The following is a 24,848-nucleotide window of genomic DNA, read 5'->3' on the forward strand; positions in this document are numbered from 1 at the left end:
CAGTCCGTCACAGCTTCTCGACCGGCGCGTACCGCAGCAGCAGCCGCTTCGGCTTGGCGTCGCCGAAGTCGATCGTCGCCTCCGCGTTGCCGCCCGTGCCCTTCACGGCCACGACCGTGCCGAGCCCGAACTGGTCGTGGGTGACCCGGTCGCCGACCGCCAGCGACACCACCGGCTTCTCGGAGGTCCGGCTGGTGGCGAACCCGGGCACCCCCGACGCCGACGAGCGCGAGCGGGAGGACGACAGGGAGGCCGCGACGCCGGACGCCGGTCCCGAGGAGACGGGAGACGTGGCGCCCGTCCGCTTCCAGTCGACGTGCTGCGCCGGAATCTCCTCCAGGAAGCGGGAGGGCGGGTTGTACGACGGCTGCCCCCAGGCGCTGCGCAGCGCGGAGCGGGTCAGATACAGCCGTTCACGCGCGCGCGTGATGCCGACATAGGCGAGCCGCCGCTCCTCCTCCAGCTCCTTGGTCTGGCCGAGCGCACGCATGTGCGGGAAGACGCCGTCCTCCATGCCGGTGAGGAAGACCACCGGGAACTCCAGGCCCTTGGCGGTGTGCAGGGTCATCAGGGTGATGACCCCGGAGCCGTCCTCCTCCTCGTCGGGGATCTGGTCGGAGTCGGCGACCAGCGCGACCCGCTCCAGGAAGTCGGCGAGCCCCGGGGACTCCTCGCCCTCACCGGACTCCTGCTCGAACTCCAGGGCCACGGCCGCGAGTTCCTGGAGGTTCTCGATACGGGTCTCGTCCTGCGGGTCGGTGGAGGCCTGCAACTCGGCGAGGTAGCCGGTGCGTTCGAGCACCGCCTCCAGGACGGTCGCCGGGCCCGCACCGGACTCGACGACCGTACGGAGGTCCTCCATCAGCGTGTTGAACTTCTTGACCGCGTTGGCGGAGCGCGCGGCCATGCCGTACGCCTCGTCGACGCGGCGCAGCGCCTGCGGGAAGCTGATCTTCTCGCGCTGCGAGAGGGCGTCGATCATCGCCTCGGCGCGCTCGCCGATGCCGCGCTTGGGGACGTTCAGGATGCGGCGCAGCGGCACCGAGTCCTCGGGGTTGGCCAGCACGCGCAGATAGGCCAGGACGTCCCGGACCTCCTTGCGCTCGTAGAAGCGGACGCCGCCGACGACCTTGTAGGGCAGGCCGACGCGGATGAAGACCTCTTCGAAGACACGGGACTGGGCGTTCGTCCGGTAGAAGACGGCGACGTCCCCGGCCCTCGCGTCGCCCGCGTCGGTGAGACGGTCTATCTCGTCGGCGACGAACTGGGCCTCGTCGTGCTCGGTGTCGGCGACATAGCCCGTGATGCGCGCGCCCGCGCCGGCGTTGGTCCACAGGTTCTTGGGGCGGCGGGACTCATTGCGCTCGATGACCGCGTTGGCCGCGGACAGGATCGTCTGGGTGGAGCGGTAGTTCTGCTCCAACAGGATCGTCGTCGCGTCCGGGTAGTCCTCCTCGAACTGGAGGATGTTGCGGATCGTCGCCCCGCGGAAGGCGTAGATCGACTGATCCGCGTCACCCACCACGCACAACTCGGCGGGCGGGACGTCGTACTCGTTCGGCGGGACGTCGACGGGGTGCTCGCTGGTCCCCACCAGCTCGCGCACGAGCGCGTACTGGGCGTGGTTGGTGTCCTGGTACTCGTCGACCAGGACGTGCCGGAAACGGCGGCGGTAGTGCTCGGCGACGTCCGGGAAGGCGCGGAGCAGGTTGACCGTCGTCATGATCAGGTCGTCGAAGTCGAGGGCGTTCGCCTCGCGCAGCCGTGACTGGTAGAGGGCGTAGGCCTGGGCGAGGGTCTTCTCGAAGCCGTCGGTTGCCTGGGCGGCGAAGTCCTCCTCGTCGATCAGCTCGTTCTTCAGGTTGGAGATCTTGGCGCTGAAGGACTTCGGCGGGTAGCGCTTGGGGTCGAGGTCCAGGTCGCGGCAGACCAGGGCCATCAGGCGCTTGGAGTCGGCGGCGTCGTAGATCGAGAAGGAGGAGGTGAAGCCGAGCTTCTTGCTCTCCCTGCGCAGGATGCGCACGCACGCGCTGTGGAAGGTCATCACCCACATCGCGTTCGCGCGCGGGCCGACGAGCTGCTCGACCCGCTCCTTCATCTCACCGGCGGCCTTGTTGGTGAAGGTGATCGCCAGGACCTGGCCCGGGTGCACGTTCCGCTCGGCCAGGAGGTAGGCGATGCGGTGGGTGAGGACACGGGTCTTGCCGGAGCCGGCGCCGGCCACGATGAGCAGGGGGGCGCCATGGTGCACGACGGCCGCGCGCTGGTTCTCGTTCAGCCCGTCCAGCAGTGCCGCCGGGTCGATCGCCGGACGGGGGGCGCCGTCGCGGTAGTAGGCGTCCCGGTCCGGCGGCACGTCGAACTTCCCGCCGAACAGGTCGTCCGGAACGGGCTCCGGTGCCTGATCGTCCTCGGGCGGCGGCGGGGGTTCCTCCGCGTGCCCGCGAGGGGCCTGGAGGTCCGCCAGGAAGCTGTCGTCAAAGAGGCTGCTCATCGCTCTCCGAGTCTAGGGCGCCCCACTGACAGCCCGCCGCCGCCCTGAGAACATCGCCCGATCCGATACCCCGCACACGCTCCGTGGCGCGCCATCACCGCACGTGGCCGGGCGGGCGGGGCCGGTCGAAGGTCACGGAAATGTATCGGACAAATCGAACATCAACCTTCACACGGGCCACACGAGTTGGCTACCGTTCGGACGGGCCGTACGACCCCCACCGGCGAACCTCGCCGGGCCGTGCGGCCTCCGCCGAGTCCGGGGCGCCGCCGCGCAGCCGGAGCCGGGGACCCACGAGGACCTTGGGGTGAATCGGCCGACCCCCTTCCGGGGCCCCGGCCGTAGGGCAACCCTTCCGAACCACCCGCCCGAACCCGACAGCTAACCCGGTAGGCGGACGATGGAAGGAGTCGCCGGTCTTGGCGTCGCACCGCAAGACGCGTCCCGCCGTTACGCGCGTAGCAGGCATACGCACCCCCGCTCTCGCCACGGCCGCTCTCACCTCCGTGGCCCTGCTCTCCCAGTCGGCCAACGCCGCCCCCTCGGCCGACGGCGGCCCGAGCCTCGAGGAAGTCGAGAAGAAGGTCGACGACCTGTACCGCCAGGCGGAGTCGGCCACCGAGAAGTACAACGCGGCCACGGAGAAGACGACCAAGCAGCGCAGACGGGTCGACTCCCTGCTCAACGACGTCGCCAAGCGCGCCCAGAAGCTCAACGAGGAGCGCGACCGGCTCGGTTCCTTCGCCGCCGCCCAGTACCGGACGGGTGCCGCCGCGCCCGACACGGCGACCTTCCTGCTCGCCGACTCCCCGCAGGACTACTTCGACCAGACGCAGCTGATGGGCCGGCTGACCGCCCGCCAGAAGAGCGAGGTCGACGACTACTTCACCGAGCAGTCCGCGACGATGCGGAAGCGCGAGGAGGCCTCCCGGAGCCTTGAGACGCTCAGCACGTCGCAGAACGATCTGCAGACCGCCAAGGCCACGGTGCAGAAGAAGCTCTCCGACGCGCGCGAGCTGCTGTCGAAGCTGACGGCCGAGGAGAAGGCGCGGCTCGCGGCGATCGAGGAGAAGCAGCAGCAGGAGGCCGCGCGCAAGGCCGCGGAGCTGGCACAGCAGCAGGCGGCGGCGCGCAAGGCCCAGGAGGAGACCGCGTCCCAGGACGGCACCTCCCCCTCGGACACCGGCACGACGGACACCACGGACTCCTCCTACGCCGCCAAGGCCGCGAAGGCGCTCGCGTTCGCCCGCGCGCAGATAGGCAAGCCGTACGTCTGGGGCGCCACCGGTCCCGGCTCCTACGACTGCTCCGGCCTCACCCAGGCCGCCTGGAAAGCCGCGGGCGTGGACCTCCCGCGCACCACCTACGACCAGGTGAACGCGGGCACCACCGTCTCCCTCGCCGACGCCCAGCCCGGCGACCTGATCTTCTTCTACGACGACATCAGCCACGTCGGCGTCTACATCGGCAACGGCATGATGATCCACGCCCCCAAGCCGGGCGCGTACGTCCGCGAGGAGTCCATCTACTACGCCGGCGAGTCAATCATCCACAGCGTGGTACGCCCGGCGTGAGGCGGTGAGCCGGGGCGCGCGGACGGTCTCGTGCGCCCCGAATGAGGCCGCCGGGCGCACGACGCACTTGGCACGCCACCGGCGGTGGAATGCGGGCGCGTGACAGTCCTGAGCGCCCGCCGACCGAGCGCCCGGCAGGCGTGCGAGGCCGCTTCGCGCGCCGACGCACGGCCGTGGGGTGCGGGCCGCGCAAAACACCTTGGCGCAGCCCCCAGACGTGCTGCAGCGTGCGGCATCGCTTCGCACGCCACCGGGCGGTGGGATGCGCGGCGCGCGAAGGTCTCCGAGCGCCCGCCGACCCAGCGCGTGACAGGCGTGCAGGGCCACTTCGGGCGCCGCCCGGCGGTGGGATGCGCGGCGCGCGAAGGTCTCCGAGCGCCCGCCGGCCCAGCGACCGGCAGGCGTGCGAGGCCCCTTCACGCGCCGGCGCACGGCCGTGGGGTGCGGGGCGCGCAAACTGTTGCGATAGGCGTGGGGTGTCGTTCGTGTGCCGTGGTGCACAACCGCACCTCGGCGCGTAGGCATCGGTCCGCGCCCCTCCCCTGCTCCGCGCGCCCGCGCGTATTTCCCTCCGCCCGCGCGCGTGCCTTCTCGGACTCCGGGCCGGGCTCCCTACCATCGGCCGCATGCCCGGCAGCAGCAGCCCCGTGCCCGACCGCTCCGCTCTCCTCGTGTGGTGGGCGCAGCGGCCGCCCGCGGCCGGGGCCGCCGTCATGGCGACCGGGATCCTGTCGGTCGGGCTTCAGCTGACGGGACACGAGACGGTGTCGCGGATCGCCCTCGTGCTGACCTGCGTGGGGTGGCTGGGCCTGGCGGCGGACTTCGCCGCGCGGCTGCTGTGGGACCGGGAGAGATGGCTGGCGGAGGCCGGGACGCCCGGGTCGCTCGCCGCCGTCGCGGCGACCACCGTGCTCGGCACCCGCTTCGCGGTCCTGGGATGGCAGACCCTCGCGGAGGCTCTGCTCGCGCTGGCGGCCGTACTGTGGCCGGTGCTGCTCGTGGACGTCGTACGGCACTGGCGCAGGCGCATGCCCGGCGCGGTGTTCCTGTGCTGCGTGGCCACCCAGGGGCTCGCCGTGCTCGGCGCCGTGCTCGCGGCCGCGGAGTCGACGGCGTGGCTCGCGCACACCGCGCTCGTGCTGTTCTGGCTCGGGCTCGTCCTCTACGGTCTCGCCTTCGTCCGGTTCGAGCTGCGGCAGGTCGTGGAGGGCGCCGGCGACCAGTGGGTCGCGGGTGGCGCGCTCTCCATCTCGGCGCTGGCCGGCGCGAGCCTCGTGGCCGCGGACAGCCCGCCCCTGTATCTGTGGAGCGGCGACGACCGCGGTGTCCTGCGCACCGTCACCTTCGCACTGCTCGCGCTGGACGCGGCCTGGTACGCCGTACTGCTCGTCGCGGAGGTGATGCGGCCGCGGCCCGCCTACGACGTGCGCCGCTGGGCGACCGTGTTCCCGATGGGGATGACGGCGACGGCCGTCCTGTCGGTCGCCGCCGCCCTGCACGTGCCGTGGCTCAAGGGGCCGGGGCAGGTGTTGCTGTGGATCGCGGTGGCGGCGTGGCTGGCGGTCGCCGCTCAGGCCCTCGCCGCCGCCCTCGCAGGCTTCAGGTCCACAGCACCGCGATGAAGATGTTCGCCGTGGTGAGCGCGCCGACCAGCCCGAACAGGCTCTTGTCCACCTTCTCCTCGTCCCGCTTCACATAGACCAGGCCGAGGATGACGACCAGCAGCGCCAGCTTGACGCCGATCTTGATGTTGTTGACGTGATGGTCGTCGGCCTGGTTGAGCCCGACCAGGATCGCGCCGGTGACCAGCATCGTCAGCGCGCCGTGCAGCATCCCCGGGACGAAGCGGGCCTCACCTCGGCCCATCGCCTTCAGCTGGGTGAGGAAACCGCCGAGGAGCGCGGCGATGCCGACGATGTGCAGGCCGACGAAGAGGTGGATGAGTACGTCCATGAGGCCGGAGCTTAAACAGGGGCGCATGGGGCGTCCGACACCGGCCCGCCTTCCCTGACCCGATCCCGCATATATGCGGCCCATAGCACCTTGCCGCCCGTACGTGTCCCGAAACCGTCACTTCGGTCAGCGTCCTGCGCGAAGTCGACGGTCCCGGATCGCCTTCACGGTCGTATACGGTCACCCGCCGGTCCGCTCGCGGCAGTTCCGCACAAGGCGTTACCCCGCCGACACCGTCAGGTTTAGCGTCCTCCCCCAGGTGACCGGCTCCCCACCGCCGCCCGGGCCAGGGGCGGCAGCCGGCCACCACCGCCGAGAAGGTCCGGCGGCGGGCCGTTCCCCCTGTGCGGGCCGTCGCCGGACGCGTAAGCCGCCTCGGTACGGGGCGGTCGTACGAAAGGACGTGCAGTCCACGTGGCAGCGCACCGCAAGCCCAGTCGGCGTTCGCTCGGCGGCAACACGGCCCGCACCGCCTTCACCATCGCGCTCGCGGGCGCGGCCACCGCCACGGCCTTCGACGGGACCGGACACGCCGAGCCGAAGCTGACGCCGGCGCAGGTCAAGGCGAAGGTGGACAAGCTGTACCAGGAGGCGGAGACCGCCACCGAGAAGTACGACGGGGCGAAGGAGAAGGCGGACGCGGCCGAGAAGCGGCTGTCGGCCCTGCGGGACCAGGCGGCGCGCAAGACGGACAAGCTGAACTCGGCCCGGGACGCGCTGGGTTCGATGGCCGCGGCACAGTACCGGGCCGGCGGCATCGACCCGGCGGTGCAGCTCGCGCTGTCCGACGACCCCGACCGGTACCTCGACGGGGCCGAGTTCGTCGACCGGGCGGGCACCCGGCAGGCGGCGGCCGTGGCGGACGTCCGCAGACAGCTGCTGGACATCGAGCGGTTGCGCGGAGCCGCGCGCGTGGAGCTGACCGCGCTCAAGGCGCGCCAGGCCGAGCTGCGGCGCCAGAAGAAGACGATCACCGGGAAGCTGACCGCGGCACGGCGACTGCTGGACACGCTGCCGGCCGAGGAACGCGCCCGGATCGGGGCGGACGGGGGCACGCGTGCGTCACGGTCCGGTTCGGACGCGCGGGTCGGTCTGGAGGCTCCCGGTTCCGCGACCGCCCAGGCGCCCGGCTCCCGGGCCGCGGCGGCCGTCTCGTACGCCTACTCCAAACTCGGCAGCCCCTATGTGTGGGGCGCTACCGGCCCGGGCGCCTTCGACTGCTCGGGCCTGGTCCAGGCCGCCTACCGCTCCGCGGGCCTCTCCCTCCCCCGCACCACCTACGCCCAGATCGACGCGGGCACCCGCGTCTCGCGCTCCGAACTCCTCCCGGGCGACCTGGTCTTCTTCTACTCCGGCATCAGCCACGTCGGCATCTACATCGGCAACGGCCGGATGATCCACGCCCCGAACCCCTCGGAGCCGGTGAAGATCGCCCCGGTCGACGAGATGCCGTTCGCGGGCGCCACGCGCGTGGTGTGAGCGCGCGTGGCGCGAGGCTCACACCAGCCGGCGCGCCGTCGCCCACCGGGTCAGCTCGTGCCGGTTGGACAGCTGCAACTTCCTGAGGACCGCCGAGACATGGGACTCGACCGTCTTCACCGAGATGAACAGCTGCTTGGCGATCTCCTTGTAGGCGTACCCGCGGGCGATCAGGCGCAGCACCTCGCGCTCGCGCTGGGTGAGGCGGTCCAGGTCCTCGTCGACCGGCGGGGCGTCGGTGGAGGCGAAGGCGTCCAGGACGAAGCCGGCCAGACGCGGCGAGAAGACGGCGTCGCCCTCCTGGACGCGGAAGATGGAGTTCACCAGATCGGTGCCGGTGATCGTCTTGGTGACGTAGCCGCGGGCGCCACCGCGGATCACCCCGATCACGTCCTCCGCCGCGTCCGACACGGAGAGCGCGAGGAAACGCACCGGCTGCTCGGCGTCGGCCATCAACGCGGCGCAGCGGCGCAGCACTTCCACGCCGCCGCCGCCCGGCAGATGGACGTCGAGGAGGACCACCTCGGGCCGGGTCGCGGTGATGACGGTGACCGCCTGGTCGACGTCCGCGGCCTCGCCGACGACCTCGACGCCGGTCTCGTCGGTCCGGCCGATCTCGGCCTGCACACCGGTACGGAACATACGGTGGTCGTCCACGAGGACCACGCGCACGTGCCGCTCGCCGGCGCTCCCGCCGGTCGCCTCCACGGGCTCGTTCGCCCCGGTCGGGTCGCTCATGACGTCTTCTCCGCCCTCTCCATCTCCAGCTCGACCTCCGTGCCGCCGTCCGGCACCGCGCGCAGCCGCGCCGTGCCGCCGTGGCGCTCCATGCGGCCGATGATCGATTCTCTGACCCCCATGCGGTCGGCGGGTATCGAGTCGAGGTCGAAGCCTGGACCGCGGTCCCTGACCGACACGAAGACCGTCTTCCCCTCCACCTCGGCGTAGACCTGTACCGCGCCGCCCTCGCCACCGTACTTGGCGGCGTTGACCATCGCCTCGCGCGCGGCCTGCATCTGTGCGCCGATTCTCTCGTCGAGCGGGCAGTCGCCGACGACGACGACCTCGATGGGGACGCCGTGCTTGTCCTCGACCTCGGCCGCGCTGCGCCGCACGGCGTCGGCGAGGTTGGCGGGTTCGTCGGCCTCGTCCTTGCCGGTGCCCTCCGGTTTGTAGAGCCAGGTGCGCAGGTCGCGCTCCTGGGCGCGGGCGAGGCGGCGCACCTCGCTGGCGTTCTCCGCGTTGCGCTGGATCAGGGTGAGGGTGTGCAGCACGGAGTCGTGGACGTGGGCGGCGACCTCGGCGCGCTCCTGGGCGCGGATGCGCATCAGGCGCTCCTCGGAGAGGTCCTGGGTCATACGGACGAGGTACGGCCCCGCGAGGAGCGTTATCCCGACCAGCACCGCGAGCGCGGCCTGGAGGACCGAGCCGAGATGGGCGGCGGAGCCCTGCAGGACGAAGACGCCGGAGACGCCCGCCGTGACGAGGAGGACACCGCCCGCCGCGCGCAGCAGGGTGAGGGTACGGCGGCGGCTGCCGACCTCGGCCCAGCGGGCCCGGCGGGCGTTGTCCGCCTGGCGCCAGACGAGGGCGACGCCCGCGCCGACGAGGACGGCCGGCCACAGGTAGGCCTTGGCGCCGCCGCTCAGATTGACGTTGCCCACGAACACCATGGCCACCACGACCATGAGGAGCAGGGCGACGATCTGACCCCGGTCCGGCTTGCGGGCGACGAGTCTGCGACGGCCGTCGGGCGAGGTCTCGGTGCCGACGAGCGACGGGGGCCGCTGCCCGCCGACACCGCCGACGCCGAGCGGTACGAAGAACCAGAACGCGGCGTACAGCAGCGCGCCGAGGCCGTCCGCCATGAACAGGCCGACGAAGACGAGCCGCACCCAGACCACGGGCAGCCCGAGATGCCCGGCGAGCCCCCGCGCCACACCACCGAGCCAGCGGCCGTCGCTGCTGCGGTAGAGCTTGCGCGGCGGCCGCGGTTCGACGAGGGGCGCTGCAGCGGCTTCCGGCATGGCATCGATACTCACACGGTCGGCGGAGCCGGGCATCAGGGTCGACCCCCGAGACTCCCCTGATCTTCGCCGATTCCCGCTTTTCCCCGTCGAACGCTCCCCGGGCGCCGGCTCAGGGGCGATATCAGGGTCCGGCCAGGGTCGTCCCGACTCCCGTCGGGGGCGCCCGGCCGTCACCATGGACACATGACAGATCACCAGCACGCCGCGACGGGTCCGGGACCCGGCACCGGCCCGAGCCCCACTCCGGGCGCCGGGCCGCGGGATGCCGCACCCGCCGCGCCCCCCGGCACCCCGTCCGACGCGGGCACGCACGCACCCGCGGGCGCGCCCGGGCAGGCGGGCGCGGGCGCGCGGACACAGGGGGGCGCGGGAGCGGCTGCTGGAGCACGGGAGACCGGGGACGCGGAGAGCACGGACGCCAAGAGCGACTCGCGCGAGGCGGGAGCCATGGGCGGGGAGGCTGGAGCTGTTGGCAACGACGCCGGAGCCGTCGGTGGTGACCAAGCCGCCGCCCCCGACAAGTTCCGCCGGGACCGGCAGTTCAAGATGCTCGCCGGGGTGTGCTCCGGGCTCGGGCGGCAGTGCGACATGGACCCGGTGATCTTCCGGATCACCCTCGCCGTGCTCTCCGCGACCGGCGGCATCGGTCTGATCTTCTACGGCTTCGTCTGGCTCCTCGTCCCGTTCGAGGACGACGAGGAGAACGAGGTCCGCAAGCTGCTGACCGGCCGCGTCGACGGACAGGCGCTGGCTGCCGTGCTGTTCGCGCTGGTCGGCTGCGGAGTGTTCCTGACCATGCTGAGGAACGGCGGGGTGCTGGCCTTCGCCGTGGTCCTCTCCCTGCTCCTCGCCGGCGCCGGGTACTGGTCGCGCCGGCGCGGCGCACCCGACCCGGACCCGCTGGCCGCCCAGGCCGTCGCGGACGCTCCGCCGGAGGCGAAGGCGCCGCCGGTTCCCGCCGCCTACCCCTCCTGGTGGCGCGACCCGATCGTCAAGGACGGGACGCACGTCGGGGGCACCGGTTACCTCTGGGGCCCCCGCGACTCCCGCGACCGGGACATCGCCGCGGCGGTCGACATCAGCCTCGGCACCCCCTGGACCGCCCACCCGAGCCCGCGGACCCCGCGTCCGGCGGCACCCCGGCCGCGCGGCCCCCGCTGGATCGGCGGCTGGATCTTCCTGCTCGCCCTCGTGGCCGGCGGCATCGGCACCGGAACGACCTGGCACGACCACGCCCTGGGCACCAGCCTGCAGACCGGCCTCGCCTGCGCGCTGCTCGTCTTCGGCCTGGGCATCGCGCTCAGCGCGTTCCTGGGACGCACGGGAGCCGGCTCGGTCTTCCTGGCCGTCGTGACGGCGGCGCTGCTCGCCGCGTCGGCCGCCCTGCCCAAGGACATCAGTACGCACTGGACACGCACGACCTGGCAGCCGGCCACGGTGACCGACGTCGGGACGTCGTACCACCTCGGGAGCGGTGTCGGGACTCTGGACCTGAGCCGGCTGCGGGTGCCCGAGGGGCGCACGGTGACGACGGAGGCCGAGGTGGGGGCGGGCCAGTTGAAGGTCGTCGTACCGAAGGACGCGACCGTGAGGCTGAGCATCGACGTGGGGGTGGGCGACATCCAGTTGCCCGGCGACGAGAAGAGGGACGTGGACGTGGAGCCGGGCAAGCACAAGGACGTCACCCTGACACCGGCCCAGGGTGCCGGGAAGGGCGGCACGATCGACCTCGATCTCCGGGTCGACGTCGGACAGGCGGAGGTGGCCCGTGCTGCGTCATGAGTTCCAGCCGGGAAGGCTGGTCGCCGGTGTCTTCCTCACGCTCGCGGGGACGATGTACGCCGGTGACGCGGGGGGGTTGTGGGAGACGCCGTGGTTCGCGGTGATACCCGTCGTCACCGTCGGGCTGTTCCTCGCCGGTGTGGTGGGGATGGTCAGCCGCGGGATACGCCGGCGACGGGCGGTGACGGCTCGGCGGGACGGTGCCGACAGGGAGCCGGCCGCGCATGGCTGACGGAGCGTCAACCCCGTACGGGTCGGCGCTCCGCCACCGTCAGCCCCCGCCGACCAGGAGCTACCGGTAACCTCCCGCCCGTGTTCGCCGCGCTCGGAGTGCGGCATCCAGGGAGAACACGGGGGCCCCCGCCAGGACGAGGGGGAGCCAGGCCATCAGGTAGGCGAGGTCGTTGCCGTAGTAGTACGGGTCCGACGCCCAGCTCACCGTCAGCCACAGGCTGAGCGAGATCAGTGCTCCGCCGAGGGCGGCGAGGCGGGCGAGCAGGCCGATCAGGGTGCCGATGCCGACGGCCAACTCGCCGAAGGCGATGGCGTAGCCGAAACCGGTCGGGTTCTTCAGCGCCAGGTCGACCAGGGCCGGAATGGCGGACGAGTCGCGAACGGACCGCATGGTGTCACCGATGGAACCCGCGCCGGAGGACTTCATGAAGGCGCTGTTGGTGATCTTGTCCAGGCCGGCGTAGATGAAGGTGACGCCGAGGAAGATCCGGAGTGGAAGGAGGGCGTAGCGGGTGGCGCTGTCGCGCCAGTTCCGGTCGCCGTCGAGATAGGGGGTGTGCGTGTCCGTGCGTATGCCGTGAGTCATCACTGTCGCCTCTCGCCCGTGTGCCGGGGCCCCTTGGAAAACGATACGTACGTCGGGGGCCGGGCGCTCAATGTGTTCGTGCCGATTTCTGACGGAGTGCGCGGGATCGAACAACGCGTCCGTGTCGACAAGTGCCGTTCCCCTCACGGCGTCACATGAATCACTCGGTCACGTCGACCGCGTACCGGTTCGTCTCCACCCCCGCGGCCGTGACGACCTGCACCTCGACCCGTCCCGGTTCCACGTCCGCCGGTACCGGGACGGTGAGAACCGCGTCGGTCGGGTTGCTGAAGCCGCCGCTCACCGGGACGAGGGGGACATGGACGTTGACCGGGCCGATGCGGACGACCATGCGCGACAGTCGGTCGGCGCCCTGGGCGCCCGGGGGCACGAAACCGGCACCGCGGATCTCGATGTCGTCGCCGGTGCGGATCGGGGCGTCCAGGTCACCCGCCTCCCGGGCGCGGACGACGGAGAGGATCACCGGGCGGCCGCCCTCGGCGTACTTGCCGGCCAGGTAGGTCGCCGCCGAGACCAGCACCACCACGGCCAGTCCCCAGGGCAGGTCGGGCAGCTGGTCGGGGCGCCGGGCGAGCCGTACCGCGGCGAACAGCACGGCGACCGTGCTGATGACGACGTACTGGATGTCGGCGAAGCTGCCGCGGCCCGCGTCGTCGGTGAGCAGGTCGGCGGCCCTAGGCCGGTGCGCCCGTACCTTCTGCAGGCGTTGGGCGAGGACGCGCAGTCCGACCACGCGGCGCACCAGGACGGCGATCCCGCAGACCACCGCCAGCACGGTCACCACACCGGCGGCGCGGGCGAGTTCGAGACCGGAGATCAGCGTGTCCCGTTCCGCGTGGCCGGAGGCGGCGGCCAGGCGGCCCACCAGCACCAGGACCGCGAAGGCGACGAGGAGGACCCAGGCCGCGGCCACCGTGCGGGAGGTGGAGAGACGGTTGTCCTCGCCGATCACCGGGGCCAGCGCGCCGCCCCGGGCGCGGTGGAACCAGGAGGCGGCCGTGAGCACACCGGCGGTCAGCAGCGCCGCCAGCAGTCCGGCCGTGCGCGCCGCCGTCCATCCCGCGCCGATCGCCGTCAGGGACTGCACCAGCAGCAACACCAGCACCAGGGCCCACACGGTGATGGTCGTAACGAGCCACAGCCGGGCCAGCCAGGCCTCGCCCTCGGAGCGGCCGCGTTCGGCGACCAGTTCCGCGGACTGGCTGAGCTCCTCCGACACCCACTGGCGGGATGCCTGCGCGGAGTGGGCGACCGCGGCGGGCACCCCTTGTCCGGCCGCGAACCCGTCGCGCATCAGCAGGAACTCGGCGACCGCCCGCCGATGTCCCTCGCGCGCCCCGTGCGGGCAGTCCCCGCAGGTGCAGCCACCCGCGTGGGCCCCTCCCGGCGCGCCCATGTCCGCCCCGCCTCTCGCCTCCTGCACCGCCACGCCCGACGCCCGCCTTCCGCACGATCCCCTTGACCGGCGGCCCCCGTCCGGGGGTCGGCCGCCGTCCTGCAACTCCCCTGTGATGCCAGCGAATTGTGCCCTACGCCACCCCGTCCTCGTCGGCCAGGTCTGGTCAGCGCCGGTGAAGCGGGGGCCGCCGTGTTGACCCGGCTGCGAGAATTTCCCTATGGCCGAGATCATCCAGCGCGACGGGACCTGGGCCTTCGACGGCACCACGGTCAGGATCACGCCGGGCCTGCACCGTTCCGTGCCGCTGTTCCGGCAGACGTACGGGGAGGTCGCCGTACCCCTCGAGGCGATCGCGGGTGTGGTCTTCGAGCCCGAGCGCAAGCGGGGGCGGCTGCGCATGCGGCTGCGCGAGGGGGCGGATCCGTTGCTGCAGGCGACCGGTGGGCGGCTGCCGGACGCGGCGGATCCGTACCGGCTGCTGGTGGACGTGGACCGTTCGGGGGTCGCGGAGTACGTGGCGGAGGAGATCCGGCAGGCGCTCATGCTGGAGCAGATCCCCAAGGAGCCGACCAAGGCGTATCTGCTGCCGGGTCCGCCGGTGCCGGTCTCGGTCCGTTCCTCCGACGGCACGGTCTCCTTCGACGGCACCCAGGTGCGCCTCGACTGGGCCGACACCTCGGACCGGGTCAAGCGGGCGACGGGACCGCGGATCATGGCCGTCGGCGATGTGGTGCAGGTGGAGTGGCTGCCCAACTCCGGCTACGAGGACGGTTTTCTGCGGTTCGTGACCCGGGAGACGGTGTTCTCCAAACTGCCGCCGGAGAAGGACCCGTACGCCCTGGACCTGTGGGGCAGCGCGCGGCGCGATCTGCTGACCGCGCTGGTCGCCACCGCGGTCACCGCGCGACTGCCGCATCCGTCCACCCGGGGCGGCGGCGAGCTCGCCGGCCGCCGCCCCACCGGCGCCGTCTCGCCGCCGGCCGACCACCACGACGTACTGCTGCGCAGACTGCGGGAGTTGGGCGAGCTGCACCGGGACGGGGTGCTCACGGACGAGGAGTTCGCGATGACCAAGGCGGCGGTGCTGCGCGGTTTCTGAAGACCCGCGACAGCCCCCTACGACAGCAGGTCCGGTTCGCTGCGGCTGATGTCCTGCCACTGGGGCTGGTAGTTGATCCAGGCGACCAGGTCGCCGCCGAGTTGTTCGCGGGTCGCGACCGCGAGCCGGTGGTCGATGAGGAGGGGGCGGCCGGCCGCCTTGGCGGTCAGCTGGACCTGCGCGGAGCGTTCCATGGACAGGAACCACCAGGCCGCCGCGTCCACCGAGTCGCCGACCGTGAGCAGTCCGTGGTTGCGCAGCACGAGCGCCTTGCGGGTGCCGAGCGCGGAGGCGATACGGCGGCCCTCCTCGGCGTCGACGGCGACGCCGGTGTAGGCGTCGTACAGGGCGTGGTCCTCGTAGAAGGCGCAGCTCTCCTGGGTGATCGGGTCCAGGAGTTCACCGAGCGCGGACAGGGCGCGGCCGTGCACCGAGTGGCAGTGGGCGACGGCGACGACGTCCGGGCGGGCCGCGTGCACCTGGGCGTGCACGGTGAAGGCGGCCTGGTTGACGTGGTAACGGCCCTCGATGACCTGCCCGTCGGAGTTGGCGAGGACCAGGTCGCTCACCGTGACGTGCTTGAACGGCATACCGAACGGATTGACCCAGAAGCAGTCGCTGTACTCCGGGTCGCGCGCGGTGATGTGGCCGGAGACGCCGTCCTCGAACCCGTACCGGCCGAAGATCCGCAGCGCGCCTGCGAGCCGCTCCTTCCGGTGCCTGCGCTCGTCGTCGACCGAGTCGTGCATCGGCGGCATGGCGAAGCGCAGCCGATCGCTGGGCAACGGAGTCGGTGGGGTCGGCCCGGGCATGTGGTCCTCCGGCACTGGGTTGCTTGACGAGGCGGAAGTTACCCTCGGTCAGCGCAGGAGAACAGAGCTGTTTTGTAAAGATGACGCGTGCAGCCGATACACGACAGAAGATGTCCGGTATCGGCGGCACCCTGGGACGTATGGCATGGAACTGGGCGGCTTTCAGCGCCGCCGAACCCGAGTTCGCGAAGACCGCCGAGGAGCGCTTCGGGGCCTTCACCCATCATGTCCTGGCCACGCTCCGGCAGGACGGTTCCCCGCGTACGACCGGTCTCGAGGTCCGTTTCCTGAAGGGTGAGCTGTGGCTCGGCATGATGCCGGACTCGCTGAAGGCCCTCGATCTGCGCCGCGACGCGCGGTTCGCGCTTCAGGCGAACCCCGGCGAGGGGCAGACCATGGGCGGGGGCGACGTGCGGATCGCCGGGCGGGCTCTCGAGGTCGAGGATCCCGCGGCGAAGGCCGCATACGGCGAAGAGGTGGAACCGCCGGAGCCGTTCCACCTCTTCCGCACCGAGCTGACGGAGGTCGTGCGGACCTCCGTCGAGGACGACAAGTACCTGGTCGTCCAGGTCTGGAAACCCGGTGAACCCCTGCGCACGATCAAGCGCACCTGACCGTCCGCGTGCGGGGGCCTACTCCCACTCGATCGTGCCCGGCGGCTTCGAGGTGACGTCCAGGACGACCCGGTTGACGTCCCGCACCTCGTTGGTGATCCGCGTCGAGATCTTCGCGAGGACGTCGTACGGCAGACGGGACCAGTCGGCCGTCATGGCGTCCTCGGAGGAGACCGGGCGCAGCACGATCGGGTGGCCGTAGGTGCGGCCGTCGCCCTGGACGCCGACCGAGCGGACGTCCGCGAGCAGCACCACCGGGCACTGCCAGATGTCCCGGTCGAGGCCGGCCGCGGTCAGTTCCTCGCGGGCGATGGCGTCGGCGTCCCTGAGCAGGTCGAGCCGCTCCTTGGTCACCTCGCCGACGATGCGGATGCCGAGGCCGGGGCCCGGGAAGGGCTGGCGCTGGACGATCTCCTCCGGCAGGCCCAGCTCCTGGCCGACCATCCGGACCTCGTCCTTGAACAGCTTGCGCAGCGGCTCGATGAGCTGGAACTCGAGGTCCTCGGGCAGGCCGCCGACGTTGTGGTGGGACTTGATGTTGGCGGTGCCGGTGCCGCCGCCGGACTCGACGACGTCCGGGTAGAGGGTGCCCTGGACCAGGAACTCCACCGCCGGGCCCTCGTCCGCGATGATCTCCGCCTGGGCCTGCTCGAAGACCCGGATGAACTCGCGGCCGATGATCTTCCGCTTCTCCTCGGGGTCGGACACACCCTTGAGCGCGGTCAGGAAGCGCTCCTCCGCGTCGACGACGACCAGCTTGACGCCGGTCGCGGCCACGAAGTCCTTCTCGACCTGCTCGGTCTCGCCCTTGCGCATCAGGCCGTGGTCGACGTAGACGCAGGTCAGCTGGTCGCCGATGGCGCGCGCGACGAGCGCCGCCGCGACGGCGGAGTCGACGCCGCCGGACAGACCGCAGATGGCGCGCTTGTCGCCGACCTGCTCGCGGATGGCCGCGACCTGCTCCTCGATGACGTTCCCGGTGGTCCAGTCGGGGCTCAGGCCCGCGCCCCGGTACAGGAAGTGCTCCAGGACCTGCTGGCCGTGCGTGGAGTGCATGACCTCGGGGTGGTACTGGACGCCGTAGAGCTTCTTCTCGTCGTTCTCGAAGGCGGCGACCGGGACGACGTCCGTGGAGGCCGTGACGGCGAAGCCCTCGGGGGCGGCGGAGCAGGCGTCGCCGTGGGACATCCACACGTGCTGCTCGGCGGGGGTGCCCTCGAAGAGGGTGGAGGACGCCTTGGACACGTGCAGGTCGGTGCGGCCGTACTCGCGGGCGCCGGTGTTGTCGACCGTGCCGCCGAGGGCCTGGGCCATCAGCTGGAAGCCGTAGCACATGCCGAAGACGGGGACGCCGGCCTCGAAGAGCTCACGGTCCAGGCGGGGGGCGCCCTCCTCGTACACGGACGAGGGGCCGCCGGAGAGGATGATCGCCGCCGGGTTCCTGGCGAGCATCTCCGCCACCGGCATGGTGCTCGGCACGATCTCGCTGTAGACCCGGGCCTCGCGGACGCGACGGGCGATGAGCTGGGCGTACTGCGCGCCGAAGTCGACGACCAGGACGGTGTCGGTGGCGGCTGGGGTCGCTGATGACACGGGGTGCCTTCCGGCGGTTGGGCGAGGGCTGTGGTACCGAGTCTAACTGGGTTGGCGTGGGTGACCTCGCCGCCTCTGGGGGCTGCCGCCCCAGGCCCCCGCTTCGGCCCTGAACGGGCCTCGTCCTCAAACGCCGGACGGGCTGATGTATAGTCCCCGGCATGCTTCAGCACTCGACGTTTACCTATGGCACCCGGCCCACCGGCTGCCATGGTCGTGCTGCTTGAGCCACTGACAAGCGACTTCCCCAGGCGCCCCGGGCCGACAAGGTCCGGGGCGCCTGGTGTTTTCCGGATCCTGCCGACTCGGGGCACCCCCGTCACCGAGGAGCCCGACATGACCACCACACCGGAAGCGACCATCGCGGACGCCCGGGAGCGCATCGACGCGCTCGACGACCGGATCATCGGTCTCATCCAGGAACGGATGGCCGTCTCCGCCGTCGTGCAGCAGACCCGTATCGCCTCCGGCGGCCGGCGGGTGCACCTGTCCCGCGAGATGGAGATCCTCGACCGCTACCGCGAGGCACTGGGCAAGCCGGGTACGCCGCTTGCGATGACGCTGCTCGAACTGTGCCGCGGTCGCTCTTGAGTTCGGACTTTTCTCACCCGTACGGCGCGTGACCGCCCCGTGAACCGCTTCGTTGGTGGGGTGTCCGCGCCAGCCAGGGGCGGGCCCGAAAGAACCACGCGTGGCTTGCTGGAGCGATGAGACGCACGGGTCGTGCCGTGCGTCGTGGGACCTCGTTCCAGGGTCGTGACCGGACGGCAGGGGACAGCAGCCCGGTCACCCAAGTAAACGGTCGGCTCCGGGGACGCCCGGGGCCGACCGGCGGAAACTGCAAAAATGCACAACCCCGGGTCAAACGGTTGCGGAGGGCGCATCCATCCAGCACGATGCCTAGAAAGCCCCCAAGTCCCGCCGCAGACAACCGCATTGCGGTGTCCTTGCGGAGTGCCAGAGGTCCAGGCCATTCGTGCGCCGCTTGTGCGCCCGGTCGGCGACCCGGGGCACTCGGGACCACCAGGGCGCACTCAGGACAAGCGGCGCAACCCCCCGGCGCCGCTCCCCGGGCACCGGCGCTGCCCTGACGTCGGTGCTGACGGAGAAGGGCCCCGCGGCCTCAAGTCCCGCGGGGCCCTTCGCATGCCGGGTACGCCGTGTGCCCGCCCTGCCGCGCGTGTCCGGTACTAGGTGCGGCTCACCGTTCCGCAGGAGTCCGCCTGGCCGATGGGGCGGCTGCGGTCGTACGGGTCGACGGACGGGCCGGTCGGGGTGGTGCCGTCGGTGGGAGTCCGGGACGGGAACTGCGGGTGCAGGTAACCGTCGTAGACGTCGCAGGAGGTGTTGCCGCCGTCCTCGTCGTAACGCAGCAGGTTCAGCCGGCCGGGGGTGACCCGGTAGTGCACGGGGTCGGGGAGTTCGGCGTCGATGACGCGGCGCACGATGGTGCGGGTGACCTCGTCGGAACCGTCGGCGGGGGCGACCGGGTAGACGAAGGTGTAGTCGGCGTGCACCGCGACGCCGGCGAAGTCGCCCTTCTTGAAGGTGATCCGGCCGCGAACCTTGATGACCTTCCCTGCGGGCTTCACCTCCTTCGGGTCGAACCGGCTGAACAGGGACAGCGGGTCGTGGTCCTTGCTGGGCGTGCGCAGGGCCGTGTCGAGGTCGTCCAGCAGCTTCGGCTGCTTGGGGTCGAGCACCGAAAGGGCCGCCTCGGGACGGCCGCCGGCCACCACCTCGGGGTTGAGGTTGGCGTCGACCAGCAGCTTCCTGGTCTGCTGGAGGGCCAGTTCGACCCGGGCCCTGGGGATCGAGCCCAGCGCGGTGGCCTTCGGCAGCACGATGCCGGCCTCGCCGTCGGCCCACTGCTGTGCCGGGGATCCCGCGAACGGGCGGGCCAGGGTGGGCACTCGGGGGTCCGCAGAGGAGGGCGGCGCGGTGGGCTGGGCCGTCTCCTCGGGCAGCGGTGAGGCGGCCGCGTCCGACGTGCCGGAGCCGAAGGGGTCGCCGGGGATCAGCGACGGCTTCATCGCGACGACGGCCACGGCGGCGGCGAGCAGCACGGCGAACACCGCGCCCACCCGGCGGCGCCTGCGCCCGCGCCCGTTCCTCTCCTGCCAGGCCGGCCCGGTGCGCCAGCCCTCGGGCTCCTTGCCCCGCGCCTCCTGCTCGCGCAGCCGCTCGGTGACCATACGGGCCCGCGCGGACGGCTCCTTGGGCGCGGACCTGAGGTCGCGTTCGCTGTCCTGGAGGAACTTCTCCCAGACGTCGTCGGGTATGGAGGGTTCCCCGCCGGAACCCGACCCGGATCTCGGCTCGTCGGACGGTCTGTCGGCCACGGCGCGAACGCCTTTCTGTGAAGCGTGACATGGGATGCGTGACAAGCGCACGGGTTGCGTGACGGTGGTGTCGAGCACGAGAGCGTACGTGACGCAGGGCACATAAATAATCTGTGAAGGTGAACACAACCATTCACCCCGGTCACGGATCCAACTTGGCGAACCAAGGGCCACAACCCGCGCCCCACACGCGGAGCCCTCCACACTGGACTCCCTTGAGGTCTTGATGAAGCTTCGCCGTGCCATGGGCGTGGCGGCCGCGACGGCCGTTCTGGCTCCCCTTGCCCTGCTGTCCGCCCCGGTCGCGTTCGCGGACGGAACCCCGGACACGTCGACGAGCAGCCCGGCGGCGCCGGAGAGCACTGCGCCGGAGACCACCCCCGCGGCGCCGGAAACCACCCCGGCCGCCCCCGAGACCACCCCGGCGGCGCCGGAAAGCACCCCCGCCGCCCCGGAGAGCACTCCCGCCGCGCCCGCGAGCTCCCCGGCCGCGTCACAGAGCAGCTCCACCTCCCCGTCGCCGAGCCCCAGCGAGAGCTCCCCGGGCGGTGCCGAGCTCTGCGTCGACGAGAACGGCGACAGCACCGCCGAGCTCAGCGCCGACCTGAAGAGCGGTCTGTCCGGTCTGCCCGACACGATCGTCGCCGGAAGCGGCTGGGTGCCGTTCTCCTTCAACGTCACCAACCACGGCGACACCAAGATCAAGGACATCAAGCCGCTGATCGGCGTCGCCGCCGTCGGCTGGGAGGACGCGAAGGACTACTCGGGCCAGATCAAGGTCCAGGTCCTGGACAAGTCCTCCGGCACCTGGAAGACGATCGCGGACGCCGCGGGCGAGGGCGGCACGTTCACCGCGTTCTCGCTGGACGCGGGCAAGTCGGTCTCGTACCGGCTGCGCCTCAGCGTCTCCGGCAAGGTGCCGGACTCCCTCGGTCTGACCGGCGGTCTCGCCGAGTACGCGGACGACCAGGGCTGCTGGGTCGCCGACGACCCGAACGGCTGGGTCTACTTCTTCGACATCCTGGCCGCCGGCTCCGACGCCGGTAAGCCCGGCGACGCCAAGCCGCAGACGGGTGGCCGCAAGCCGCTGAAGGACGTCAGCGACGTGTCCGCCACCGGCAGCCTCGCCGAGACCGGCTCCAGCTCCGCGCTGCCCGTGATCGGCCTGGTCGGCGGTGTCGCGGTCGTCCTCGGTGCCGGCTCCGTCGTCGTCGCCCGGCGCCGCAGGGCCGGGTCGGACGCGTAACCGGAACCGGGAAGACCCACCGCAGGAAAAGTGAAGGACCCGCGCTCGGAGGGGAGCGCGGGTCCTTTCCTGTCCGACGCCGGAGCCGTACCGGCGTGGCCCTACGGCTTGGGCGGCACCGCCGGCATTCCCAGGAACGGCAGCCTCAGCGCGCCGAACGCCTCCGCGGGGACCGCCGGACTCTTCGGCTCGACCGGCTTCAGCCGCTCGTACGCCGCTCCCTGCGCCGGACGCGGGTCCGCCTCCCCCTTGTTGGGCCAGTACGACATCGCCCGCTCGGCCTGCGCGGTGATGGTGAGGGACGGGTTCACGCCCAGGTTGGCGGAGACCGCGGCGCCGTCCACGACCGAGATGCCGGGGTGGCCGTACAGGCGGTGGTAGGGGTCGATGACACCGGTCTCGCGGGAGGAGCCGATGGGGCAGCCGCCGAGGAAGTGGGCGGTGAGGGGGGTGCCCATGAGCTCGCCGACGTTGGAGCCGGCGAAGCCGTTGATGTCGGCGGCGATCGCGGACGCGGCCTCGGATGCCGCCTTGATCTGCTTGGGGTTGGGGGCGCCGTGGCCCTGCCGGGCGGTGAGCAGTCCCTTGCCGACGCCGTCCGGCTTCAGGTACGTCGTCAGGGAGTTGTCCAGCGACTGCATCACCAGGCCGATGATGGTCCGCTCCGACCAGTGGCGGTTGGAGAGGGAGCGCAGGACCAGCAGCGGGTGGCGGGCGGCGCTCCTGAGCCAGGCCAGCACCCTCGACGAGCCTTCCGCGTACGGCACTTGGAGGATCGACAGGCCGCCCATCGAGTTGGAGCCCTTGCCGTAGCGGACCGGCTCGATGTGGGTGTTCTCGTCCGGGTGGACGGACGAGGTGATGGCCACGCCACGGGTGAAGTCGACCTGCGGCGCGCCGGTGGCCTTGCGGTAGCGCCGGTTGTCGGTCTGCGCACCGACCAGCGCCTCGGAGTTGGTGCGGGTCAGCTCCCCCAGCCTGTCCGAGATGTACGGCAGTTGCCCGCCGGCCTTCATACGGTGCAGCAGGGTCTGGGTGCCGTAGGTGCCGGCGGCGATGACGACCTGGCGGGCCCGGAAGGTACGGCCCTCGGCGCTGCGGTCGTCGGTCGGCAGGGTGGCGACCGCGTACCCGCCCCGCGAGTCGCCCGTGACCGACACGACCGTCGTCATCGGGTGCACGACCGCGCCCGCCTTCTCGGCGAGGTAGAGGTAGTTCTCGTTGAGGGTGTTCTTCGCGCCGTGCCGGCAGCCGGTCATGCACTCGCCGCACTCGATGCAGGCGTTGCGGGCCGGGCCCGCGCCGCCGAAGTAGGGGTCGTCCACCTGTTGCCCGGGGGCCGCCTTCACCTTTCCCTCGGCGTCCTCGCCGTCGCCGAAGAACACGCCGACCGGCGCCAGGTGGAAGGTGTCGCCGACGCCCATCCGCTCCGCCGCCGCCTTCAGATGGACGTCGGAGGGGGTCATCGTCGGGTTGAGCCGTACGCCGAGCATGCGCCGGGCCTGGTCGTAGTACGGCTTCAGCTCCTCCTGCCAGTCGGTGATGTCCCGCCACTGCGGGTCGTCGAAGAACGGCTTCGGCGGGACGTAGAGGGTGTTGGCGTAGTTCAGTGAGCCGCCGCCGACACCCGCGCCGGCGAGGACCATGACGTTGCCGAGCAGGTGGATGCGCTGGATTCCGTACATGCCGAGCTTGGGCGCCCAGAGGTAGTTCTTCAGGTCCCAGGAGTTCCTGGGCAGGGTCTGGCGGGTGAAGCGGCGGCCGGCTTCCAGGACACCTACGCGGTAGCCCTTCTCGGTGAGGCGCAGGGCGGTGACGCTGCCGCCGAAGCCGGAGCCGACGACGATGACGTCGTAGTCGTGGGTGTCCTGGGGCACGTGCTCTCCTCGTTGAGAACCGAAGCGTTCCTACTTGAAGCGCAGAGCCTTCATCAGCCGCAGGCTCCGGCTCATGAACTGCGCGTACTGCTCGTCGTCCATCCCCAGCGACGGAGCCATCGGCAGCAGCCTCTGCTGGGCGACCGTCTGGGCCTCGGTGTACTTGAGGATGCCCTCGGAGCCGTGGCGCCGGCCGAGCCCGGAGTCCTTCATGCCGCCCATCGGGGACTGGACGCTGCCGTAGGCGGGGGCGTAGCCCTCGTTGACGTTGACCGTGCCGGTGCGCAGCCGGGCGGCCACCTGGCGGCCACGGGCGCCGTTCTTCGTCCAGACCGAGGAATTGAGGCCGTACGGCGTGGAGTTGGCGTGCTCGACGGCCTCGTCGTCGGTCGTGAAGCGGTAGAGGGAGACGACCGGACCGAAGGTCTCCTCCGTGCACACCGCCATCGGCTCGGTCACGCCGTCGAGGATCGTCGGCTCGAAGAAGTACGGGCCGATGTCCGGGCGTGCGACCCCGCCGGCGACGACCTTGGCGCCCTTCGCCACGGCCTCCTCGACGTGCCGGGTGACCGTCTCCAGCTGCCGCTCCCCCACCAGCGAGCCCATGTCGGCACCGTAGGCGAGGGACGTGCCGAGCCGCATGGCCCTGGTGCGGGCGGCGAAGCGTTCCAGGAAGGCGTCGGCGATCGACTCGTGGACGTACAACCGCTCGATGGAGATGCACAGTTGGCCGGCGGAGGAGAAGCACGCGCGGACCGCGCCCGCGGCCGCCTTCTCGATGTCGGCGTCCTCGAGGACCAGCATGGCGTTCTTGCCGCCGAGTTCGAGGGAGACGCCGACCAGCCGGGCGGCGGCGCCCTGGGCGACCTCGCGGCCGGTGCGGGTGGAGCCGGTGAAGGAGACGTAGTCGGCGTGCCGGACGACCTCGGGGCCGACGACCGGGCCCTCGCCGATCACGACCTGGAAGACGTCGGCGGGCAGCCCCGCCTCGATGAGCAGGTCACGGGCCCACAGGGCGGTGAGGCAGGTCTCGGTGTCCGGCTTCATGACGACGGCATTGCCCGCGACGAAGGCCGGCAGCGCGTCGCCGACGGAGAGCTCGAGGGGGTAGTTCCAGGGGGCTATCTGGCCGACGACCCCGCGCGGGTGGCGCAGCTCGGTGACCTTGGTGAGGGTCGGTACGGCGCCCGTGTGCCGCTTCGGCTTCAGATACGCGGGTGCCTTGCGGCCGTAGTGACGGGCTGCGACCGCGACGGCCTGCACCTCCTCGTGGGCGTGCAGCCGGGCCTTGCCGGTCTCCAGCTGGATCAGGTCCAGAACCTCGGCCTGACGTTCCAGGACCAGGTCGTGGAAGCGCAGCAGGACGGCCGCGCGCTGCCGTACCGGCGTCTGCGCCCACACGGCCTGGGCCTTGCGGGCCGCCTGGAAGGCCTTCTCCACGTCCTCGGGCGTGGACTCCGGCAGGTCGGCCAGCTTCTCGCCGGTGAACGGCGTGTGGTTGGCGGTGCGTCCGGAGCCGACCACGCCCTTGGTGAGCTGGGCGACCAGCTCCGGGGTGACCACGTCGGAGGCGGTACGGGCGCCCTCGGGCGCGGGGGCGAGGGGGTTGGTGCCGGCCTTGGCCGGGGCTTGCGCGTCCGTCATGAGCCGCAGGGTATTCCGGTACCGAAACTTTGGGTACCCGTGGGTAACGCGGCTTCACCGAGTACACAC

20 protein-coding genes and 1 riboswitch are annotated in these 24,848 nt (G+C 71.6%); of the genes, 9 read left to right on the forward strand and 11 right to left on the reverse strand.

What is annotated here, in order from left to right; all coding sequences use genetic code 11:
• Positions 1 to 7 precede the first annotated feature (7 nt).
• Positions 8 to 2,494 (reverse strand): DNA helicase PcrA, encoded by a 2,487-nt coding sequence (gene pcrA / locus ABZ453_RS18765; protein WP_359016053.1) that lies wholly within the window; start codon positions 2,492 to 2,494, stop codon positions 8 to 10.
• A gap of 240 nt (positions 2,495 to 2,734) precedes the next feature.
• Positions 2,735 to 2,906: riboswitch (cyclic di-AMP (ydaO/yuaA leader) on the forward strand.
• A gap of 7 nt (positions 2,907 to 2,913) precedes the next feature.
• Between pcrA and ABZ453_RS18770 the strand changes: the two genes are divergently transcribed.
• Positions 2,914 to 4,068: an NlpC/P60 family protein gene (locus ABZ453_RS18770; protein WP_359016054.1), complete on the forward strand. Its 1,155-nt coding sequence runs from the start codon at positions 2,914 to 2,916 to the stop codon at positions 4,066 to 4,068.
• A 626-nt stretch (positions 4,069 to 4,694) separates the two neighbouring features.
• Positions 4,695 to 5,690 carry a tellurite resistance/C4-dicarboxylate transporter family protein gene (locus ABZ453_RS18775; protein WP_359016055.1) on the forward strand — a complete coding sequence of 332 codons (996 nt, stop codon included), beginning with the start codon at positions 4,695 to 4,697 and terminating at the stop codon, positions 5,688 to 5,690.
• On the opposite strand, the gene ABZ453_RS18780 is transcribed toward ABZ453_RS18775, so the two are convergent.
• Entirely contained in the window at positions 5,668 to 6,021 is a 354-nt protein-coding gene (locus ABZ453_RS18780; RefSeq protein WP_359016056.1) for a hypothetical protein, read from the reverse strand. The genes ABZ453_RS18775 and ABZ453_RS18780 overlap by 23 nt on opposite strands.
• A 414-nt stretch (positions 6,022 to 6,435) precedes the next feature.
• On the opposite strand from ABZ453_RS18780, the gene ABZ453_RS18785 reads away from it, so the two are divergent.
• Complete coding sequence (locus tag ABZ453_RS18785) at positions 6,436 to 7,500, forward strand: NlpC/P60 family protein (RefSeq protein WP_359016057.1); 1,065 nt, start codon at positions 6,436 to 6,438, stop codon at positions 7,498 to 7,500.
• A gap of 18 nt (positions 7,501 to 7,518) precedes the next feature.
• On the opposite strand, the gene ABZ453_RS18790 is transcribed toward ABZ453_RS18785, so the two are convergent.
• Positions 7,519 to 8,238: a response regulator transcription factor gene (locus tag ABZ453_RS18790; protein WP_359016058.1), complete on the reverse strand. Its 720-nt coding sequence runs from the start codon at positions 8,236 to 8,238 to the stop codon at positions 7,519 to 7,521.
• Positions 8,235 to 9,527 carry a PspC domain-containing protein gene (locus ABZ453_RS18795; RefSeq protein ID WP_359016059.1) on the reverse strand — a complete coding sequence of 431 codons (1,293 nt, stop codon included), beginning with the start codon at positions 9,525 to 9,527 and terminating at the stop codon, positions 8,235 to 8,237. Before ABZ453_RS18795 ends, ABZ453_RS18790 begins: the two co-directional genes overlap by 4 nt.
• 186 nt (positions 9,528 to 9,713) lie before the next feature.
• Between ABZ453_RS18795 and ABZ453_RS18800 the strand changes: the two genes are divergently transcribed.
• Positions 9,714 to 11,312 carry a PspC domain-containing protein gene (locus tag ABZ453_RS18800; protein ID WP_359016060.1) on the forward strand — a complete coding sequence of 533 codons (1,599 nt, stop codon included), beginning with the start codon at positions 9,714 to 9,716 and terminating at the stop codon, positions 11,310 to 11,312.
• Positions 11,299 to 11,544 carry a hypothetical protein gene (locus ABZ453_RS18805; RefSeq protein WP_359016061.1) on the forward strand — a complete coding sequence of 82 codons (246 nt, stop codon included), beginning with the start codon at positions 11,299 to 11,301 and terminating at the stop codon, positions 11,542 to 11,544. Before ABZ453_RS18800 ends, ABZ453_RS18805 begins: the two co-directional genes overlap by 14 nt.
• A 60-nt stretch (positions 11,545 to 11,604) precedes the next feature.
• On the opposite strand, the gene ABZ453_RS18810 is transcribed toward ABZ453_RS18805, so the two are convergent.
• Positions 11,605 to 12,132 (reverse strand): DoxX family protein, encoded by a 528-nt coding sequence (locus tag ABZ453_RS18810; RefSeq protein WP_356762395.1) that lies wholly within the window; start codon positions 12,130 to 12,132, stop codon positions 11,605 to 11,607.
• Between the two features lie 160 nt (positions 12,133 to 12,292).
• Positions 12,293 to 13,582 (reverse strand): hypothetical protein, encoded by a 1,290-nt coding sequence (locus ABZ453_RS18815; protein ID WP_359016062.1) that lies wholly within the window; start codon positions 13,580 to 13,582, stop codon positions 12,293 to 12,295.
• A gap of 187 nt (positions 13,583 to 13,769) precedes the next feature.
• Between ABZ453_RS18815 and ABZ453_RS18820 the strand changes: the two genes are divergently transcribed.
• A complete protein-coding gene (locus tag ABZ453_RS18820) occupies positions 13,770 to 14,651 on the forward strand; it encodes a DUF4429 domain-containing protein (protein ID WP_359016063.1) in 882 nt (293 codons plus the stop codon).
• Positions 14,652 to 14,668: 17 nt separating this feature from the next.
• Here the strand turns inward: ABZ453_RS18820 and ABZ453_RS18825 are convergent, their stop codons facing one another.
• Positions 14,669 to 15,463: a class II aldolase/adducin family protein gene (locus ABZ453_RS18825; RefSeq protein WP_359016064.1), complete on the reverse strand. Its 795-nt coding sequence runs from the start codon at positions 15,461 to 15,463 to the stop codon at positions 14,669 to 14,671.
• A 140-nt stretch (positions 15,464 to 15,603) separates the two neighbouring features.
• Between ABZ453_RS18825 and ABZ453_RS18830 the strand changes: the two genes are divergently transcribed.
• On the forward strand, positions 15,604 to 16,077 hold the full coding sequence (locus tag ABZ453_RS18830; protein ID WP_359016065.1) for a pyridoxamine 5'-phosphate oxidase family protein: 474 nt from the start codon (positions 15,604 to 15,606) through the stop codon (positions 16,075 to 16,077).
• 18 nt (positions 16,078 to 16,095) lie between these two features.
• Here the strand turns inward: ABZ453_RS18830 and guaA are convergent, their stop codons facing one another.
• Entirely contained in the window at positions 16,096 to 17,670 is a 1,575-nt protein-coding gene (guaA, locus tag ABZ453_RS18835; protein ID WP_359016066.1) for a glutamine-hydrolyzing GMP synthase, read from the reverse strand.
• A gap of 336 nt (positions 17,671 to 18,006) precedes the next feature.
• Between guaA and ABZ453_RS18840 the strand changes: the two genes are divergently transcribed.
• Positions 18,007 to 18,261, forward strand: a complete 255-nt coding sequence (locus ABZ453_RS18840) for a chorismate mutase (protein WP_359016067.1) — start codon at positions 18,007 to 18,009, stop codon at positions 18,259 to 18,261.
• 599 nt (positions 18,262 to 18,860) lie between these two features.
• On the opposite strand, the gene ABZ453_RS18845 is transcribed toward ABZ453_RS18840, so the two are convergent.
• Positions 18,861 to 20,012 carry a hypothetical protein gene (locus ABZ453_RS18845; protein ID WP_359016068.1) on the reverse strand — a complete coding sequence of 384 codons (1,152 nt, stop codon included), beginning with the start codon at positions 20,010 to 20,012 and terminating at the stop codon, positions 18,861 to 18,863.
• A gap of 226 nt (positions 20,013 to 20,238) precedes the next feature.
• On the opposite strand from ABZ453_RS18845, the gene ABZ453_RS18850 reads away from it, so the two are divergent.
• Positions 20,239 to 21,258, forward strand: coding sequence for a hypothetical protein (locus tag ABZ453_RS18850; RefSeq protein WP_359016069.1), 1,020 nt, complete (start codon positions 20,239 to 20,241; stop codon positions 21,256 to 21,258).
• A 101-nt stretch (positions 21,259 to 21,359) separates the two neighbouring features.
• Here the strand turns inward: ABZ453_RS18850 and ABZ453_RS18855 are convergent, their stop codons facing one another.
• Positions 21,360 to 23,135, reverse strand: a complete 1,776-nt coding sequence (locus ABZ453_RS18855; RefSeq protein WP_359016070.1) for a GMC family oxidoreductase — start codon at positions 23,133 to 23,135, stop codon at positions 21,360 to 21,362.
• A gap of 30 nt (positions 23,136 to 23,165) precedes the next feature.
• Positions 23,166 to 24,779 (reverse strand): succinic semialdehyde dehydrogenase, encoded by a 1,614-nt coding sequence (locus ABZ453_RS18860; protein WP_359016071.1) that lies wholly within the window; start codon positions 24,777 to 24,779, stop codon positions 23,166 to 23,168.
• Positions 24,780 to 24,848: the final 69 nt, after the last annotated feature.

The sequence above is a fragment of the Streptomyces sp. NPDC005799 genome, assembly GCF_040630525.1.
GTDB lineage: Bacteria > Actinomycetota > Actinomycetes > Streptomycetales > Streptomycetaceae > Streptomyces > Streptomyces griseorubiginosus_B.